We start from the raw sequence: 16,406 nt of genomic DNA, 5'->3' as shown, positions 1-16,406 counted from the left end.
TCTTCGTCCTTGATGTCGCTTTGGACAGGTCGAACGACTGCAAGCGGTGATGGACCGAACATGGAAAAAGTTCCGATGACAGCGGCGGGCTTCAACCGCCTCCAGGAGGAATTGAAGCACCTTAAGATCACCGAACGCCCGGCGGTCATCAAAGCCATCGCGGAAGCCCGCGAACATGGCGACCTTTCGGAAAACGCCGAGTATCACGCGGCGCGCGAACGTCAGAGCTTCATCGAAGGCCGCGTGCTGGAGCTTGAGGACAAGATCAGCCGTGCCGAGGTCATCGACCCGGCCAAGCTGACGGGCAACACCGTGAAGTTCGGTGCGACCGTGACGCTCGCCGACCAGGATACGGACGAGGAGACGACCTACCAGATCGTCGGCCAGGACGAGAGCGACATCAAGAACCGCCTGCTGTCGATCCAGGCGCCGCTGGCCCGCGCCCTGATCAACAAGTCCGTCGGCGACAGCGTGGAGGTCTCCACCCCCGGCGGCTCCAAGCTGTACGAGATCGTTTCGGTCGAGTTCCGCTGATTTTTTACTCTCCCTCTCCCGCCCCGGGAGAGGGAAGGGGCCCATGCGCAGCATGGGAAGGGTGAGGGGTAGTCCAAGGAACCATATGCTTTTGGTTTCTTGGATCACCCCTCACCCTCCCCACCGCTTCGCGGCGGGTCCCCTCCCTCTCCCGGGGCGGGAGAGGGCGATCAAAGCCCCCCTCACCCCCGCAGCTTATCCCTGAAGAACTCCGTCACCCGCCGGATCGCATCCGAGCGGGCGTCTTCGTTCGTGCCGACATGGGCGGTTCCATCGGGTGCGGTGGCGAGGTCCTTGCGCTTGCGCACCGGGGCGTCGGGCGCGTCGAAGCCGTGGTAGGCGTCGGATAGACCACCAGTTCCATCCGCTCCTTCACGCCCCTCGCGCCCGGACAATTCGACGCAGTTCTGCGGCGGGGTCCAGTCGTCCTTGTCGCCGACCAGCAGCAGAAGCGGACCGTCGGGCTGCCAGTCCTCGTCGCTCAGCGGCGCCCGGCAACCGGGATAGAAGGCCACGGCGGCGCGGAAACCACCGGCTTCCGATCCCGCCGGCCCGTCTTCACCGGCGCCGTAGGCGGCCAGCACCGTGCCCGCCCCCTGCGACCAGCCGATCAGGCCGATGCGGTCATGGTCCACCTCCGGCCGCTTGCGCAGGAAGGCCAGCGCGCCCCAGGCGTCGCGCTTGCGCTCCACCGTGGCGCGGACGGTGCGGTCCTTCAGCGCTGTGGTGCAGACCTCGTCCACGTCGCGCGGGCCGAAACTGTCGACCATCAGCACCTCGTAGCCCTGGCGCTGCAGGTGGGTCGCCCACCAGACGTGGCGCGGCGACACCCGGCCGTTGCGGGCATAGAGGCCGCCGCAGCCGTGCAGCATGACCACCGCCGGATGCGGGCCGGTGCCCGAAGGACGCAGGAGCCGGCCGCTCAGCATCGTCGGCGCCCCGCCGGTCAGGTCGCCATCGGTGGACGGAAAGCGGACGATCTCCTCGGCGTGCACGCCGACCGCGGCCTGGACCGGCCCCGCAACGGTCAAACTCCCGGCGGCGAGCACCCCGATGCCGGCACACAGCGCCGCACCCAACACAGCCGCGCGACCGCGGGTGGAAGCCTTCATTCTCCTGCGTCCCCGACACCCTGCGCCGGCCACGGCGGCGGCGCTCGCGGTTGCAATATTAGACCCCGGCGCCGCGGAAGGCCATGCCCGCCCCTCAATTGTCTCCGGCGGCTGCCCTGCCCGATGGTGGACACTGCGTTGCGGTCCCGTTTGCGCTAGGCTGCGGCCCCATGACCGACGTCCCCGCCCCGCCCCCGCCCGCTTCCCCGCCCGCTCCGCCGCCGTCGGCCGCGATCCCTGCCTTCGGCGCCTTCTGCCTCTACTGGCTGCGGCTGGGGCTGACCAGCTTCGGCGGACCGGCCGGGCAGATCGCCATGATGCAGAGCGAGCTGGTCGACCGCCGCCGCTGGATCGACCAGACGCGATTCCTGCACGCGCTGAACTTCTGCATGCTGCTGCCGGGACCGGAGGCGCAGCAGCTCGCCACCTACATCGGCTGGCGGCTGCACGGGGTGCGCGGCGGGCTGGTGGCGGGCGGGCTGTTTCGTTCTGCCGGGCGCCCTTGTCCTGCTGGCCCTGTCCTGGATCGCCGCCGCCCATGGCGACACCGGGCTGGTCGGCGCGCTGTTCGACGGCATCAAGCCGGCGGTGGTGGCGATCATCGTCGCCGCGGTCTGGCGGATGGGCCGCCGCACGCTGAAGGGACCGGCAGCGGTGGCGATGGCCGGCGCTGCCTTCCTCGCCCTGTTCGCGCTGAACCTGCCCTTCCCGCTGGTCATCGGCGCCGCGGCGGTGGTCGGCGGCGTCGCGGCGCGGACCGGCCGCCACTGGTTCGCCCACCCGCATCCGGTGGCGGACGGCGATGCCATGGAAGACGCGGCGGAGCCGGCGCCCAAGCCCGGCCGGCTGCTGGTCCTGGCGACGCTGTTCGTCCTGCTGTGGGCGGTGCCGGTGGGGCGGTGCTGCTGGCCTTCGGAACCGATCCCTGGCGCGGCATCGCGGCGCTGTTCACCAAGGCGGCCTTCGTCACCTTCGGCGGCGCCTATGCCGTGCTGCCCTACATCGCCGGGCAGGCGGTGGAGTCCTATGGCTGGCTCGACCCGCGCGAGATGGTCGACGGGCTGGCCCTGGCCGAGACGACGCCGGGGCCGCTGATCCTGGTGACGCAGTATGTCGGCTTCTTCGCCGGCTGGAACCGGCCGGGCGCGCTGTCGCCGGAGGTGGCGGGAACGCTGGGGGCGGCGCTGACGACCTACGTCACCTTCCTGCCCTGCTTCCTGTTCATCTTCGCCGGAGCCCCCTATGTGGAGCGGCTGATCCACAACCGTCTGGCCGCGGGGGCGCTGGCCGCCATCGCCGCGGCGGTGGTGGGGGTGATCCTGAACCTGGGCGTCTATCTGGGGATGGCGGTGCTGCTGCCGGACGGGCAGCACGGCACGGGAAGCCTGATCTGGGCCTGGACGATCATGCTGGCCGCGCTCTACGCCCTGACCCGGCGCGGCGTGGCGATCCACTGGGTGGTCCTGGGGGGAGCCGCGGCGGGCCTGCTCCAGGCGCTCGCCGCATCTTCCCTGTAGAAGGCCTTGACGCCTTGCCCGTTCAGCGCCGGGTGGCGCGGGCGGGCGGCGTCTCGGCCTCGTCCTCGACGAAATCCTCGTCCTCGTCGTCCTCGGTCCCTTCCGGGATGTCGGGCGAATCGACGTCGATGGGAACGCCGGGGGTGTGCTTGCTGGTGCGGATCGACAAGGCCGACTTCACATGGGCGACGTTGGGCGCCGACGTCAGCTTGGTCGTCAGGAAGCGCTGGTAGTCGTCCCAGTCCTCCGCCACGATCTTCAGCACGAAGTCATATTCGCCGGCCAGCATGTTGCACTCACGCACGAGCGGCCAGCTGTTGACGAGCTCCTCGAATTTCTTTAGGTCCGCTTCGGCCTGGCTGCTGAGGCCGACCTGGGCGAACACCGTGACGCCGAACCCCAGTGCATCGGGGTTGACGTCGGCGTGATAGCCACGGATGAATCCCGCCTCCTCCAGCGCGCGGACGCGGCGCAGGCAGGGCGGAGCGGAGATGCCGGCACGTCGGGCAAGCTCCACGTTGGTCATCCGGCCGTCGTTCTGCAGATCGCGCAGAATCCGACGGTCAATTCGGTCGAGTTTGACCCGCCGCATGGTTTACTCGGTCGCTCCGGGGATGATTTGGAGAAAGGATATTACACGGGCATGGTGTCTACGCCAAGACCGAAACCCCCGCAAGGGCGAGCAACCCGGATAGCGGTCATTTCGCCGCAATCCCCTCCGCAGCCCAACGATCCGAGCTCTCATGCAATCCTTGACCTGCTGGGTCGTGTCGGACGGCAAGGCCGGCATGGAAAACCAGTGCATCGGGCTGGCCGAGGCGCTGGGCCTGACGCCGGTGATCAAGCGTGTCCGCCTGCGCACCCCCTGGCGCCAGCTGACCCCCTACTGGCGCATCGGCAACCGCTTCGCCGCCGGCCCCAAGGGCGATCCGGTGGAGCCGCCCTGGCCCGACCTCCTGATCGGCACCGGCCGGCAGTCCATCGCCGTCTCGCTGGCGGTGCGCCGCCAGTCGCGCGGGCGGACCTTCACCGTCCAGATCCAGGATCCGGTGATGAACCCGCGGCATTTCGATCTGGTCGTCGTGCCGCGCCACGACAAGCTGCGCGCCGACAACGTGCTGGTGACGCGCGGCGCGCTGCACCGGGTGACGCCCGCCATCCTGGCCGGCGCGGCCGAACGCTTCGCCCCGCGTCTGGCCCATCTGCCGCATCCGCGCATCGCCGTGCTGATCGGCGGCGACAACGGCGTCTACCGCCTGACGCCCACCATCATGGGCGACGTGGCCGAGCGGCTGGCCAACCTGACGCGCACCCACGGCGCCGGGCTGATGGTCACCCCGTCGCGCCGCACCGGCGCCGACAACGAGGCGATCCTGCGCGCCCGCCTGTCCGGCCTGCCGGCGGAGGTGTGGGACGGCACCGGCGAGAATCCCTATTTCGCCTATCTCGGCCTCGCCGACGCGGTGGTGGTGACCTGCGACAGCGTGTCGATGACGTCGGAGGCCTGTTCGACCGGCAAGCCGGTCTATGTGATCGAGCTGGATGGCGGGTCGCCCAAGTTCCGTGCCTTCCATGACGGCCTGTACCAGGACGGCATCACCCGGCCCTTCGACGGCTCGCTCGACCATTGGACCTATCAGCCGATGGACGAGACGCGGATCGTCGCCGAGGAGGTGATGCGCCGCCTGCCCGCGCACAGGAAGCGGCACGGTCTGGCGTAACGGGCCGGCGGAGTGCGGCGGCAAGATGGGGCGGCGCGACCAATGCGCGCACCCCTTCGGCGCGATCCTTTGCCTGCGGAGTTCGGGGACGGACCATGCCATAAGCGCTGGCAAACCGACCGCCCTCCGTCAGGCCGGTCGGGGGCCGTCCTTCCTTCCGGATCAATCGCCGCCATGACTACCGCCATGACCGCCGCCGACACGCTCGCCACGACCACCACCGCCGACACCGTTTCGGCCTCCTTCCTGCGCTGCCTGGAGCGCAGCCGGCTGTCCGAGACGCCGTACAAGCATTGGCTGCTGTCCGAAGCCCTGCCGGAGGACGCCGCCGACGCCATCGCCGACCTGCCCTGGGGGCCGCCGCGGGTATCCGACACCTACGGCAAGCGCGAGACCAACAACGCGTCGCGCACCTATTTCGGGGAAGAGAACCGGGCGAAATACGCGGTGTGCGAGACGGTCGCCCAGGCTTTCCAGGGCCGTCCGGTGGTGGAGGCGATCCAGCGCACCTGCAACGTCGACCTGTCCGGCACCAGCCTGCGCATCGAATATTGCCAGGACACCGACGGCTTCTGGCTGGAGCCGCACACCGACATCGGCGTCAAGAAGTTCACGATGCTGATCTATCTCTCGAAGGGTCCGAACTGCTCGCACTGGGGCACCGACGTGCTGGACGAGACGCGGACGGTGGTCGCCCGCGCGCCCTACGCCTTCAATGAAGGCCTGATCTTCATCCCCGCAAGCAATACCTGGCATGGGTTCGAGAAACGTCCGATCGACGGCGTGCGCAAGTCGATCATCGTCAACTATGTCGGCCCCGAATGGCGGGCGCGGCAGGAACTCTGCTTCCCTGACAAACCTATTGCATAAAACTTCCGTCGTGTTTAAGTGACGCCGGTTTTTGGGGGGCAATGCCACCATCGGCACGCTCGTTGGGAGTTCTCTACCCATGTCCATGCTCGATCTGGACAAGTTCCGCGCCACCCCTCTGCAGCATGACCCCTACGACTTCCTGTGCGTTCCCGGCTTCGTGAAGCGGGAATTTCTCGAGGATCTGCACCGCGACTATCCCAAGGTCGACAAGCCCGGCTCCATCCCGCTGGGCGTCTTCCCCCAGGGGCCGAGCTTCGACCGGCTGATCGCCGAACTGAAGGGGCCGGAGGTCTGCAAAGCGTTTTCCGACAAGTTCGGGCTCGACCTGTCGGACTATCCGACGATGTTCACGGCGCGCGGCATGTGCCGGCCGACCGACGGCAAGATCCACCCGGATTCGGCCAGCAAGGTCGTCACGGTGCTGATCTACATGAACCCGCCCTGGGAGGCCACCGGCGGGCGCCTGCGCATCCTGCGCTCCGAAAACCTGGAGGATTACGCCGCCGAGGTCCCGCCGGAGGAAGGCACCCTGATGTGCTTCCGCCGCAGCGACACCTCCTGGCACGGCCATTATCCCTTCGAAGGCCAGCGCCGCGCGATCCAGATGAACTGGGTCAAGGGTAGCGTCTACATCTGGCACGAACAGTGGCGCCACCGCATCGGCGCCTGGGCCAAGGGCGTCTTCGGCGGACAGGCGAAGGGGTATTGAGGGGGGCTGTTTCTGACTGTTGAGCGCCCGCTGAATGCCCCCACCCCAACCCTCCCCCGCTCTCAGCGGACCTACGGTCCGCCTGCCGCGTCAGCACAAAGCAAAGCTTTGTGCGAAAGCTGGGCGGGGGAGGGGGTAGGTGCTTAACCGGCGGAGCGGCGGCAGTCCCTCCCCCGCCCGGCGGGGGAGGTTAGGTGGGGGTCTAACGCCCCCTAGAATCCACCCTCACCCCACCACCATCGCCGCCAGCGTCTCCAGCCTGTCCGCCTCCTGCGCCGGCTTGTCCCAGCGGATGCGGTGGACGCGCGGGAAGCGCATCGCCAGCCCGCTCTTGTGCCGGTTGGACGGATGCACGCTGTCGAAGGCGACCTCCAGCACCAGCCCGGCCTCCACCTCGCGCACCGGGCCGTAGCGGCGGGTGGTGTGGTTGCGCACCCAGCGGTCCAGTTCGATCAGCTCGGCATCGGTGAAGCCGGAATAGGCCTTGCCGACCGGCACCAGCTCCTCGCCGCGCCAGACGCCGAAGGTGTAGTCGGAATAATAGCTCGACCGCTTCCCATGGCCGCGCTGGGCGTACATCATCACGGTGTCGAGCGTCAGCGCCCCGCGCTTCCACTTGAACCACGGCCCCTTCGGCCGCCCGGCCAGATAGGCGCTGTCGCGCCGCTTCAGCATCAGCCCCTCGATGCCGTTCTCCCGCGCGCCCTCGCGCATCGCCACCAGCTCGTCCCAGCCGCCGAACGGCACCAGCGGCGACAGATCCATCCGCCGCGGCTGCACCGCCCCGAACCAGCGCTCCAGCCGGGCGCGGCGTTCGACGAAGGACAGGCCGCGCAAATCCTCCCCGCCGTCGAACAGGATGTCGTAGAGCCGCACCCAGGCCGGCCCGTCGCGCAGCATCTGCGCCGTCACCGTCTTGCGGTTGAGGCGCTGCTGCAGATCGTTGAAGGGCGCCACCACCCCGTCGCGCGCCACCAGCAGCTCGCCGTCCAGCACCGCGTCGAAGCTCAAGTGATCGACGATGTCGGGAAAGGCGCCGGACACGTCGTCGCCGGTGCGGCTGTAGAGCCGCCGCTCTCCGCCGCGCGCCACCAGCTGCACGCGGATGCCGTCCCATTTCCATTCGGCGGCATAGGCGGCGGGGTCGAGCGCGGCGCGGTCCTCCTCCTCCAGCGGGTGGGACAGCATCATCGGCCGGAACCCGGCGCCGGACCCGCTGGCCGGCTGCTCCGCCCGCCCCTCCAGCCAGGCGAACAGCTCCGTATAGGGTGCGGTCAGCCCGTGCCAGACCTCCTCCACGTCATCCACGCTCACCTCCGGCCGGGCCGCCTTGCCCCATTCCGCCAGTGCCGTCTTGGCGAGCCGCGCCGACACTCCGATGCGCAGCGCCCCGGTGATCAGCTTCAGCAGGGCAAAACGCCCCGACGAGTCGAGCGTGTCGAGCCAGCCCTCCACCAGCCCCATCACCTGCCCGCGCTTGGCGGCCTGCAATCCCTCAACCACCTCGTCCAGGCTGGGCGGCAGGCTGTTGGCGCGTTCGGCCCAAATGGCGGGCCGCTCCGGCCAGATCAGCGCCACCGTCTCCGCCAGATCGCCGACATAGTCGTAGGACAGCGCCAGCAGCTCCGGATCGACCCGCGTCGCCGCCAGTTCGCGGATTGCCGCCGGCTTGGCCTCGCGGAAGCTCAGGGCCCCGGTCAGCGCCGCCAGCGCCCAGCCGCGCTCGGGGTCGGGCGCAGTGGCGAAATGCTCGACCAGCAGGCGGATCTTGCCGTTGCGCGACGGCATGAAGACCAGCGCGTCGATCAGCGCGGCAAAGCGGTTCACGGCGCCTCTCCTTCCCCGGCCTTCTCCGAAATCCCTTCCGAATCCTCATCCTCGAAGCCGATCAGGGCCAGCGCGCGGGCGCGGATGCCGCGGCTGGTGGCGTAATGGACCAGCGCCTCCTCGCGGCCATGGGTCACCCAGACTTCCGGCGCGCCGACATCCTCCAGCGTCCGGCACAGCTCGTCCCAGTCGGCATGGTCGGAGATGACCAGCGGCAACTCCACCCCGCGCTGGCGGGCGCGCTGGCGCACCCGCATCCATCCCGACGCCACCGCCACCACCGGATCGGCCAGCCGCCGCGCCCAGCGGTCGGCCACCGCTGCCGGCGGGGCCAGCACCAGGGCGCCCTTCAAGTCCTCCTTCGCCGCCACCGTGGCCGGCCGCAGCTCCCCCAACTCCACTCCCCATTCGCCATAGAGCCGGCACAGCGGCTCCAGCGCGCCATGCAGCCAGATGGGCCGGTCATACCCCGCCGCCCGCAGCAGCGTGATCAGCCGCTGGCATTTGCCCAGCGCATAGACGCCGACGACATGGCTGCGCTCGGGGAACAGCGCCATCGAATGCAGCAGCTTCCCCACCTCGCCCAGATCCGGCGGGTGGCGGAACACCGGCAGGCCGAAGGTCGCCTCGGTGACGAAGACGTCGCATGGCACCGGCTCGAACGGGGCGCAGGTGCGGTCGAGGCGGCGCTTGTAGTCGCCCGACACGACGACCCGCGACCCGGCATGCTCCAGCACCACCTGGGCGCTGCCCAGCACATGGCCGGCCGGCACCAGCCGCACCCTGACGTCGCCGATGGTCAACTCCTCGCCATACTCCAGCGCTTGCAGGCTTCCCCCCACGCCTGCGCCCATCCGCTGGCGCATGATGGCGAGCGTGCCCGGAGTCGCCAGCACATGGCGGTTGCCCGGCCTCGCATGGTCGGAATGGCCGTGGGTGACGACCGCGCGCTCCACCGGACGCACCGGGTCGATGTAGAAGCCTCCCGGCTCGACATAGAGCCCCTCGGGAAGGACCTTGATCCACCTGTCGGGGTGCGGACGATCTGGATTGGACCCAGCCTGATTGGATTGGTGTGCAGCGGACATGCGTCCTAATATAGGGCGCTCCAACCGGCCCCCAACAGCGGAGACACAGCGCATGCACCCGATCCTGCTGCCCACCCCCGAGGTCGCCGACGCGCTTGCCGGAAAGCGCCCGGTGGTGGCGCTGGAATCGACGGTGATCTCCCACGGCATGCCCTACCCCCGCAACCTGGAGACCGCCCGCGCGCTGGAGGCGGAGGTGCGGGCCGCCGGGGCGATCCCCGCCACCATCGCGGTGATGGACGGGCGCATCCGAATCGGCCTGGACGACGAGGCGCTGGAGCGGCTGGCGACCGGCGGCCATGCCGTGCGCAAGCTGAGCCGGCGCGATCTGCCCGTCGCCATCGCGACCCGGGCGCTGGGGGCGACCACGGTGGCGGCGACGATGATCGGGGCGCGGTTGGCCGGCATATCCGTCTTCGCCACCGGCGGCATCGGCGGCGTCCACCGCGGGGCGGAGTCCAGCTTCGACATCTCCGCCGACCTCGACGAGCTGGCGCGCACGTCGGTCTGCGTGGTCTGCGCCGGAGCCAAGTCGATCCTCGACCTGCCCAAGACGCTGGAGGTGCTGGAGACCCGCGGAGTCCCGGTGCTGGGCTTCGGCACGCACGAATTCCCGGCCTTCTACAGCCGCCGCAGCGGCCTGCCCGTCGATCATCGCTGTGACAACGTGACCGCGGTGGCGGACATCCTGCGCGCGAAATGGCATCTTGGCCTGGACGGCGGCGTGCTGCTGGCGAACCCGATCCCGCCCGCCGACGAGCTGGACGCCGACGCCATGGAAGCCGCCGTCGCCCAGGCGCTGGCCGACGCGGAAGCCAAGGAAATCAAGGGAAAGGACATCACTCCCCATCTGCTGGCGGCGCTGGAGCGCATCACCGGCGGGCGCAGCCTGACCGCCAACGTCGCGCTGATCCGCAACAATGCGCGGGTCGCGGCCGGGGTCGCCGCCGCCCTCGCCACTCCCTAGAACCGAATGGATAGGCCATACCTCAGCGGAGGTAAGGCTTTAGCCGCGGTTCCGGCTTAAGACCCCGTTAACCGCCTGCGCGCAAATCTGTCGTCATCGAACGAGCGGAGGCTTTCATGCGCGCACCCAGCAGCACCTCGACCCTGGTTTCCCGGATGATCGCGATGGCCGGCCAAGGCGACGAGGCGCCGGGCGTCGCGGAGATGAAGGAGCCGGCCCACGTGAAGCGCATCGTCTGGGCCTCCCAGGCGGCGAAGCTCCGGGTCTCCCTCTCCTCCCGCACCATCCACGAGATCGAGAGCGCCGTCACCGCCGACCTGGACAGCATGGAGCTGCCGGAAGTGTTCTTCACCTCGGTCGAGGTGAACGGCCATGTGGTGACCTGCGATCTGGACGCCTCCGGCACCGCGTCCATCTTCGGGCTGATCGAAGCCCACGAGTACGACGATCTGGTCGAAGAGGCCGGCGACGACGCCCTGTTCGGCGTCGATTGGGACGGCGTCTACGTCACCCCGGCCCGCACCCGGCACTGATCCCGGACGATCCGGCCAGACAAGCCCCGCTTTCGGGAAAATCGCCCCGCAGTCCTCCTGCGGGGCGATTTCCGTTGGCGAACATCGGCCGGCAAGACGACGCTCAGCCTCCGGTCAAACCGGCTCCCGGCTGTTCTGCTGCCGGTTCGTCCCGGCGCAGGACATCCCGACCACCACGTCGTCGCGGGAGACGATGGGCAATGACGCCCGCCGCTCCTCCCAGGCGGCCAGGAAGCCGTCGATGCGGTCGGCCGGCAGCGGCCGGCTGACGAAATAGCCCTGGATCAGGTCGCAGCCCATCCGCGACAGCGCCTCCCACTGGGCCAGTTCCTCCACCCCCTCCGCCACCACGCTGCGGCTCAGGTCATGGGCGATGCGCGAGATGGACGACACCATGCTGCGCGCGTCGGAGCGGCGATGGACATCGTCGATGAAGGCCTTGTCGAGTTTCAGCGTGCTGATCGGCAAGGTCCGCAGATAGGTCAGCGACGAATAGCCGGTGCCGAAATCGTCCAGTGCGATGTGCACCCCGGCCTGCCGCAGCGCGTTCAGCTTGTCGATGGCGGCGTCCAGCGATCCGATCATCTGCGACTCGGTGATTTCCAGCTCCAGCCGGTTCGGCGGCAGTCCGGTGCGCTCCAGCACCTCCAGCACCCGCGGCACGAAGTCGTTCTGCGCAAGCTGCACCGCCGACATGTTGACGCTCATCGTGATGCTTCCGATGCCGCGGAGGGCCGGCCCCACCGCCTCGACGCAGGCGGTCTCCAGCACCCACAGGCCGAGCGGGACGATCAGGCCCGAATCCTCGCACACCGGAATGAAGCGGTCGGGGGAAACCGGCCCCAGCTCCGCATCGGTCCAGCGGATCAGCGCCTCGAAGCCGTGGATCCGGCCGTCGGCCGTCGCCACCTGCGGCTGGTACTGCAGGCTGAAGGACTGGCGGTCGAAGGCCAGCCGCGCCCGGCTGAGCAGCCGCACACGCTCCACCACCCGGCGGTTCATGTCGGGGGTGAAGGTGCAGATGCGCCCGCGCCCGCTGTCCTTGGCCCGGTACATGGCGGTGTCGGCGTTCTGCAGCAGATCGTCGAAGCAACGTCCGTCCCAGGGGTAGCGGGCGATCCCGACGCTGCAGGTGACGAAGAAATGCTGCCCTTCGACCAGGAAGGGGGCGGCCAGCGCCTGTTCCAGCCGCTGCGCCATGTCGGCCGGTTCGCCGGCCTCGCTGCCATGAACCACCACGACGAACTCGTCGCCGCCCAGCCTGGCGATGAACGGCCCCTCCCCCACTCCCCGGCGGACGCGCAGGCCGAGCGCCATCAACAGCTCGTCGCCCGCCTTGTGGCCGAAGCTGTCGTTGATGAACTTGAAATTGTCCATGTCGAGGAACAGCAGAGCCAGCGGCCGGGCGTGGCCGGAAGCCTTGTCGTCGGCGATCAGCCGGTCGACATGCTGTTCCAGCGTCAGCCTGTTCGGCAGGCCGGTCAGCGGATCGAAATGGGCCAGATGGTCCAGCCAGTCCTGCTGCCGCTTCTCCGCCGTGATGTCGGTGTAGGATCCGGCCATCATCACCGGCTTGCCCTGGTCGTCGAACAGAGCCTTGCCGGTGGCGTAGAGCCACAGGTAGCTGCCGTCGCGGTGGCGGACCCGGTATTCCGTCCGGTATTCCGGCAGCTCGCCGGACAGGTGGCGCCGCAGCGCCTCCTCCGCCTGGTCACGGTCTTCCACGTGGATGCGGTCGAACCAGGCCGCCAGCGAATCGATGCTGAGGGAGTCCACGCCCAGCAGTTCGACCACCCGGCCGGACAGAACGCGGCGGTCGGCCTCGATGTCCCAGGTCCAGATGATGTCGCGCGACGCCTCCGCCACCAGCCGCATCCGCCTTTCGCGTTCGCGCAGAGCCTCCTTGCTGGCGGTCAGTTCCTCCAGCCTCGCCTGCAGATCCCGGCGCGACTGGCTGAGCGCCAGATTGCTCTGCAGCAGGGCCGCCTCGGCCGCCCGGCGCTGGCGCAGCGCGAAGGACAGGACCAGCACCATGACCGTCAGCACCACGATGACGATGCCGACCGTCACCACCAGCCAGCGGTAGCTCTCCAGGAAGGAGAAGGGCTTGTTGACCAACCGGTCGAGCGGCCCCACCCGCGACAGATCGAGTCGATGGCGCTCCACCTGCCGGTAATCCATCGCCCGGACGACGGATTCCGGCCGCTCCGCCGGCAGGGAGGCGATGGATCTGCCGTTCACGATCGCCGCGGCCACCGCACCGACCGCGCGTCCGTGCTCCAGCGCGCTCAGCAGGCTGCCGCCGGCGATGCCGCGGCCCAGCAGATACTCCTGCAGGCCGTAGATCGGCGCGCTGCTCTTCTCGCTCATCAGTTCCAGGAACTGCTCGGGCGGCAGGACCAGACCGTCGCGGTCGGTCGCGTAGGTTCCCAGCAGCACGGCGCTGTCCGGCGGCAGGGTCGCCAGCCGCTCCTCCAGCCGGGCGAAGGGCAGGTCGGGCAGGATCTGCCGCTCCAGCCCGGCGGGAAGGCGGCCGGCGGCGGCAAGGGCATCGATCTCCAGGTCCAGTGCCGTTCCCGACTCCGTGTGGTCGCGCAGGATGAACAGGCGGCGCAGTCCGGGATTGGCCGCCATCGCCATGCGCAGCGTGCCTTCGACGTCCTTGGCTTCGGTCACCCCGATCACATTCGATTCGCCCTCCGTCAGCAGGCGGGCCGAGGCGCCGATCACGCCGCCATGCACCAGCGGCACCGGCCCATGAATCTCCCGCCGCAAATCGACCGCGAAGGCCAGCGCGGCGTCGTCGGTGGCGATGATGGCGTCGACTGTGCCTCTGGGGTGCCGATGGCCGATCAGCGCCCGCAACCGCTCAAGCCCGCTTGCATCCGGAAAGCGCTTCCAATCCAGGTGATAGGGGATCGTGATCGCGTTGGGCGCCGAGGCCGCCAGTTCCTTGGCGATGCCGGCAGCCTGATGGTCGGTCCATTCGTAGCCCTGGTGGTATGAATGCAGCACCAGCACGGTCCGGTTCGGCGCCGTCGCCCGCCCCGCCACCGGCAGGGACGAGGCGGCCATCCCCAGCAGCATCAGCAGCAGGGCGCAGCCGCGAATCCAGGTAACGGGCCAACCGGTCATGGGAACCCCTCGATCGACTCCCCGCAACGCGCTCCGTCGGCCGTGACGCCGCCGGATGGTGACGGTTCTTCGTTACCAAAGGATAGGCGCAGCCATCATCCGGGCACCACAGATCTTCGATAGAGCGAACCCGCATTGTAATGGTTAATTGCTATTTTTGATTGGACTCTTCTCAGACTCATCACGCACCAAGTGCGCACTGATATTTGTGATCTTTATGTTTCGCAATGATCATCATTCTGAACTCATGGAGAAAGACTCCTGCTCCGGTATCGGCGCACCGCTGCGGAACCGGAGTGGCGGAACGGGGGACGACCGCGGCTGTTCTTCCGGCCACACCCGTTCTTTCCCCATCCGGGAGACTCCGTCCGTGTCAGCCGCCACCGCCAAGCCCCAGCCCCAGGCGCCCCTGCCCTATACGCCGTCGGTCGAAAACCCCGGCCCCGATGAAGCCCGGCTTTTCGACGAGTTGGCGGAAACGATGCTGTCGATCAGCCGCAAGACCTACGAGGACGGCGGCCACGCCCTGCGCAGCGTCCACGCCAAGAGCCACGGGCTGCTGATCGGCCGGCTGGACGTGCTGGACGATCTGCCGGCGGAATTGGCCCAGGGCCTGTTCGCGCGGGCGGAGAGCTATCCGGCGATCCTGCGGCTGTCGACGACGCCGGGCGACATCCTGCCCGACAGCGTGTCGACTCCGCGCGGTCTGGCGGTGAAGGTGCTGGGCGTGACCGGCGAACGGCTGCCGGGGTGAGAGGGCGCGGCGCAGCCCCGCTCACTGCAGGCTGCGCTGCATCTCCTCGAAGGTGCGGGAGAAGCCGTTCAGCGGGAAATCGATGTCGCGCTTGCCCAGGCGCGGCGAGCTGACGCGGACCAGGATGGTCGAGCCGTTGCGGAACTGGTCGGCGACGCGGCCGGACACGAAGTTCGGGAACATGCACATGTTCAGCGTCGCGACATGCGATTCGATGCGCGGCTGGCGGTCGACGCGGATGGCGCAGCGGTCGACCAGCCCCTGGCTGGTGGTCAGGAACAGGTGGAAGTCGTTGCCGGTCGGGATGACGCTGAGCGCGATGAAGCCGACATCCTTCCCGTCGTCGAACAGGCGATAGATCATCAGCCGGCAGGTCTTGCTGTCGGTCATCCGGTCGATGTCGCACTGGTTGGTCCAGGCGCCCTCCGGCCCGAAATCGGCCGCCGCCTTGGAGAAGTCCACGGCCGCCGCCGGTGTGGAGGCAAAGATCCCCCCGGCTAGCGACAGCGCCAGAAGTCCCGTGGCGACAACCGCCCTGAAGCCACCCATCAGACCCTTTGCACGCATCGCCCCGGCTCCCCGACATCGTTCGTATTAACACTGAATGCGCCATGATAACCGGGGATGGCGGGGGTGCAAGGCACGAGATGCCGCGCGCCGGCCCCGAAGGACGGGCAGGCGCGCGGCATCCGGCGGTCAGATGCACATCAGATGCGCCCTTCCTCGAAGTCGCGGAAGGCCTGCATCACCTCTTCGCGCGTGTTCATGACGAAGGGACCGCCCCAGGCGATGGGTTCGCCGATCGGCTCGCCGGCCAGCAGCAGGAAGCGCGCCCCCTCGGGTCCGGCGGTCGCCTCCACCCGCTCGCCGTCGCCCAGAACGATCACCCGCGGTCCCGACAGCAGTCCTTCGCCGCCGACGTCCAGCGTGCCTTCGAACAGCACGAGGAAGGCGGTGTGGCCGGCCGGCAGCGGCTCCACGAAGGCGGCGGACGCCGGCAAAGCAACGTCGAAATAGCGCGCGGCGGTCGCCTCGGCCCGCACCGGCCCGGCGGTGCCGCGGGCGGTGTCGCCGGCGATCACGGTGACGGTGGCGCCGTCCTCGCGCCGCTCCACCGGGATGGAGGAGGCCGGAAACTCCTGGTAACGCGGCTCTGTCATCTTCAGCCGGGCCGGCAGGTTGATCCACAGCTGGAAGCCGCGCATCAGCCCCTCGGCCTGCTCCGGCATCTCCGAGTGGATCAGGCCGCGGCCGGCGGTCATCCACTGCACGCCGCCGGTCTCGATCACGCCCTCATGGCCGTGGTTGTCGGCATGGCGCATGCGGCCGGCCAGCATGTAGGTGACCGTCTCGAAGCCGCGGTGGGGATGGTCGGGGAAGCCCGCCAGATAGTCGGTCGGCCGGTCGGACCCGAACAGGTCCAGCATCAGGAAGGGGTCGAGCGTGCGCAGGCGGGGCGTGCCCAGCATGCGGGTCATGCTGACCCCGGCGCCGTCGGAGGTGGCCATGCCCTCCATGGCGGCGAGGACCGGACGGACACCGGGGGTGGCGGACTGGGTGGACATGGCGGGGACTCCCGAAAGAAGAGCGCTGTCGATGGACCAGAGGTAGTCCGCCGCGGCACCGCCGTGAAGCC

Annotated in this window: 15 protein-coding genes and 2 pseudogenes; 10 read left to right on the top strand and 7 right to left on the bottom strand. The window is 69.0% G+C overall.

The window, feature by feature from the left end; all coding sequences use genetic code 11:
• Positions 1 to 60: 60 nt before the first annotated feature.
• Complete coding sequence (gene greA, locus F1643_RS04895; protein ID WP_063633617.1) at positions 61 to 534, top strand: transcription elongation factor GreA; 474 nt, start codon at positions 61 to 63, stop codon at positions 532 to 534.
• 182 nt (positions 535 to 716) lie between these two features.
• Here the strand turns inward: greA and F1643_RS04890 are convergent, their stop codons facing one another.
• Positions 717 to 1,646 (bottom strand): dienelactone hydrolase family protein, encoded by a 930-nt coding sequence (locus tag F1643_RS04890; RefSeq protein ID WP_255542429.1) that lies wholly within the window; start codon positions 1,644 to 1,646, stop codon positions 717 to 719.
• A gap of 83 nt (positions 1,647 to 1,729) precedes the next feature.
• On the opposite strand from F1643_RS04890, the pseudogene F1643_RS22315 reads away from it, so the two are divergent.
• The 3 genes and pseudogenes from F1643_RS22315 to F1643_RS22305 all read left to right on the top strand — a co-directional run.
• Positions 1,730 to 2,113: pseudogene (locus tag F1643_RS22315) on the top strand (chromate transporter); the annotation flags it as partial.
• A 22-nt stretch (positions 2,114 to 2,135) separates the two neighbouring features.
• Positions 2,136 to 2,327: pseudogene (locus F1643_RS24455) on the top strand (chromate transporter); the annotation flags it as partial.
• Between the two features lie 197 nt (positions 2,328 to 2,524).
• Complete coding sequence (locus F1643_RS22305) at positions 2,525 to 3,163, top strand: chromate transporter (protein ID WP_370540484.1); 639 nt, start codon at positions 2,525 to 2,527, stop codon at positions 3,161 to 3,163.
• 22 nt (positions 3,164 to 3,185) lie between these two features.
• On the opposite strand, the gene F1643_RS04880 is transcribed toward F1643_RS22305, so the two are convergent.
• The gene (locus F1643_RS04880) at positions 3,186 to 3,755 is read right to left on the bottom strand and encodes an Lrp/AsnC family transcriptional regulator (RefSeq protein ID WP_149228206.1); all 570 of its coding nucleotides are present in this window, start codon (positions 3,753 to 3,755) and stop codon (positions 3,186 to 3,188) included.
• Positions 3,756 to 3,906: 151 nt separating this feature from the next.
• On the opposite strand from F1643_RS04880, the gene F1643_RS04875 reads away from it, so the two are divergent.
• The 3 genes from F1643_RS04875 to F1643_RS04865 all read left to right on the top strand — a co-directional run bounded on the left by F1643_RS04875 (position 3,907) and on the right by F1643_RS04865 (position 6,466).
• Positions 3,907 to 4,884, top strand: coding sequence for a mitochondrial fission ELM1 family protein (locus F1643_RS04875; protein ID WP_194911328.1), 978 nt, complete (start codon positions 3,907 to 3,909; stop codon positions 4,882 to 4,884).
• A gap of 174 nt (positions 4,885 to 5,058) precedes the next feature.
• Positions 5,059 to 5,754, top strand: a complete 696-nt coding sequence (locus F1643_RS04870; RefSeq protein WP_255542428.1) for a 2OG-Fe(II) oxygenase — start codon at positions 5,059 to 5,061, stop codon at positions 5,752 to 5,754.
• 79 nt (positions 5,755 to 5,833) lie between these two features.
• On the top strand, positions 5,834 to 6,466 hold the full coding sequence (locus F1643_RS04865; RefSeq protein WP_194911326.1) for a 2OG-Fe(II) oxygenase: 633 nt from the start codon (positions 5,834 to 5,836) through the stop codon (positions 6,464 to 6,466).
• Between the two features lie 225 nt (positions 6,467 to 6,691).
• Here the strand turns inward: F1643_RS04865 and F1643_RS04860 are convergent, their stop codons facing one another.
• Together F1643_RS04860 and F1643_RS04855 are read right to left on the bottom strand one after the other, a co-directional pair.
• The gene (locus F1643_RS04860) at positions 6,692 to 8,293 is read right to left on the bottom strand and encodes a cisplatin damage response ATP-dependent DNA ligase (RefSeq protein WP_194911324.1); all 1,602 of its coding nucleotides are present in this window, start codon (positions 8,291 to 8,293) and stop codon (positions 6,692 to 6,694) included.
• Positions 8,290 to 9,381, bottom strand: a complete 1,092-nt coding sequence (locus tag F1643_RS04855) for a ligase-associated DNA damage response exonuclease (RefSeq protein WP_194911322.1) — start codon at positions 9,379 to 9,381, stop codon at positions 8,290 to 8,292. The genes F1643_RS04860 and F1643_RS04855 overlap by 4 nt, the downstream gene beginning before the upstream one ends.
• 52 nt (positions 9,382 to 9,433) lie before the next feature.
• On the opposite strand from F1643_RS04855, the gene F1643_RS04850 reads away from it, so the two are divergent.
• Positions 9,434 to 10,348 (top strand): pseudouridine-5'-phosphate glycosidase, encoded by a 915-nt coding sequence (locus tag F1643_RS04850; RefSeq protein ID WP_194911320.1) that lies wholly within the window; start codon positions 9,434 to 9,436, stop codon positions 10,346 to 10,348.
• Between the two features lie 116 nt (positions 10,349 to 10,464).
• A complete protein-coding gene (locus tag F1643_RS04845; protein WP_194911318.1) occupies positions 10,465 to 10,881 on the top strand; it encodes a hypothetical protein in 417 nt (138 codons plus the stop codon).
• A 114-nt stretch (positions 10,882 to 10,995) separates the two neighbouring features.
• Here the strand turns inward: F1643_RS04845 and F1643_RS04840 are convergent, their stop codons facing one another.
• Entirely contained in the window at positions 10,996 to 14,016 is a 3,021-nt protein-coding gene (locus F1643_RS04840; RefSeq protein ID WP_194911315.1) for a GGDEF domain-containing phosphodiesterase, read from the bottom strand.
• A 370-nt stretch (positions 14,017 to 14,386) separates the two neighbouring features.
• Between F1643_RS04840 and F1643_RS04835 the strand changes: the two genes are divergently transcribed.
• Complete coding sequence (locus tag F1643_RS04835) at positions 14,387 to 14,770, top strand: hypothetical protein (protein ID WP_194911304.1); 384 nt, start codon at positions 14,387 to 14,389, stop codon at positions 14,768 to 14,770.
• A gap of 21 nt (positions 14,771 to 14,791) precedes the next feature.
• Here the strand turns inward: F1643_RS04835 and F1643_RS04830 are convergent, their stop codons facing one another.
• Positions 14,792 to 15,337, bottom strand: a complete 546-nt coding sequence (locus F1643_RS04830; RefSeq protein WP_194911302.1) for a hypothetical protein — start codon at positions 15,335 to 15,337, stop codon at positions 14,792 to 14,794.
• Between the two features lie 140 nt (positions 15,338 to 15,477).
• Positions 15,478 to 16,335, bottom strand: coding sequence for a pirin family protein (locus F1643_RS04825; protein ID WP_194911299.1), 858 nt, complete (start codon positions 16,333 to 16,335; stop codon positions 15,478 to 15,480).
• Between the last annotated feature and the right edge of the window lie 71 nt (positions 16,336 to 16,406).

Origin of the sequence: Azospirillum sp. INR13, assembly GCF_015390205.1 — a bacterium.
Taxonomy (GTDB): Bacteria; Pseudomonadota; Alphaproteobacteria; order Azospirillales; family Azospirillaceae; genus Azospirillum.
Note: the sequence above shows the minus strand (reverse complement) of the source record. Positions and strands in the feature narration are given on the sequence as shown.

Bases quoted from the DNA above. Each gene is read 5' to 3' on its own strand.
- greA (WP_063633617.1), top strand. From the start codon at position 61: ATGGAAAAAGTTCCGATGACAGCGGCGGGCTTCAACCGCCTCCAGGAG.
- F1643_RS04890 (WP_255542429.1), bottom strand. From the start codon at position 1,646: ATGAAGGCTTCCACCCGCGGTCGCGCGGCTGTGTTGGGTGCGGCGCTG.
- F1643_RS04880 (WP_149228206.1), bottom strand. From the start codon at position 3,755: ATGCGGCGGGTCAAACTCGACCGAATTGACCGTCGGATTCTGCGCGAT.
- F1643_RS04875 (WP_194911328.1), top strand. From the start codon at position 3,907: ATGCAATCCTTGACCTGCTGGGTCGTGTCGGACGGCAAGGCCGGCATG.
- F1643_RS04870 (WP_255542428.1), top strand. From the start codon at position 5,059: ATGACTACCGCCATGACCGCCGCCGACACGCTCGCCACGACCACCACC.
- F1643_RS04865 (WP_194911326.1), top strand. From the start codon at position 5,834: ATGTCCATGCTCGATCTGGACAAGTTCCGCGCCACCCCTCTGCAGCAT.
- F1643_RS04855 (WP_194911322.1), bottom strand. From the start codon at position 9,381: ATGTCCGCTGCACACCAATCCAATCAGGCTGGGTCCAATCCAGATCGT.
- F1643_RS04850 (WP_194911320.1), top strand. From the start codon at position 9,434: ATGCACCCGATCCTGCTGCCCACCCCCGAGGTCGCCGACGCGCTTGCC.
- F1643_RS04845 (WP_194911318.1), top strand. From the start codon at position 10,465: ATGCGCGCACCCAGCAGCACCTCGACCCTGGTTTCCCGGATGATCGCG.
- F1643_RS04840 (WP_194911315.1), bottom strand. From the start codon at position 14,016: ATGACCGGTTGGCCCGTTACCTGGATTCGCGGCTGCGCCCTGCTGCTG.
- F1643_RS04830 (WP_194911302.1), bottom strand. From the start codon at position 15,337: ATGCGTGCAAAGGGTCTGATGGGTGGCTTCAGGGCGGTTGTCGCCACG.
- F1643_RS04825 (WP_194911299.1), bottom strand. From the start codon at position 16,335: ATGTCCACCCAGTCCGCCACCCCCGGTGTCCGTCCGGTCCTCGCCGCC.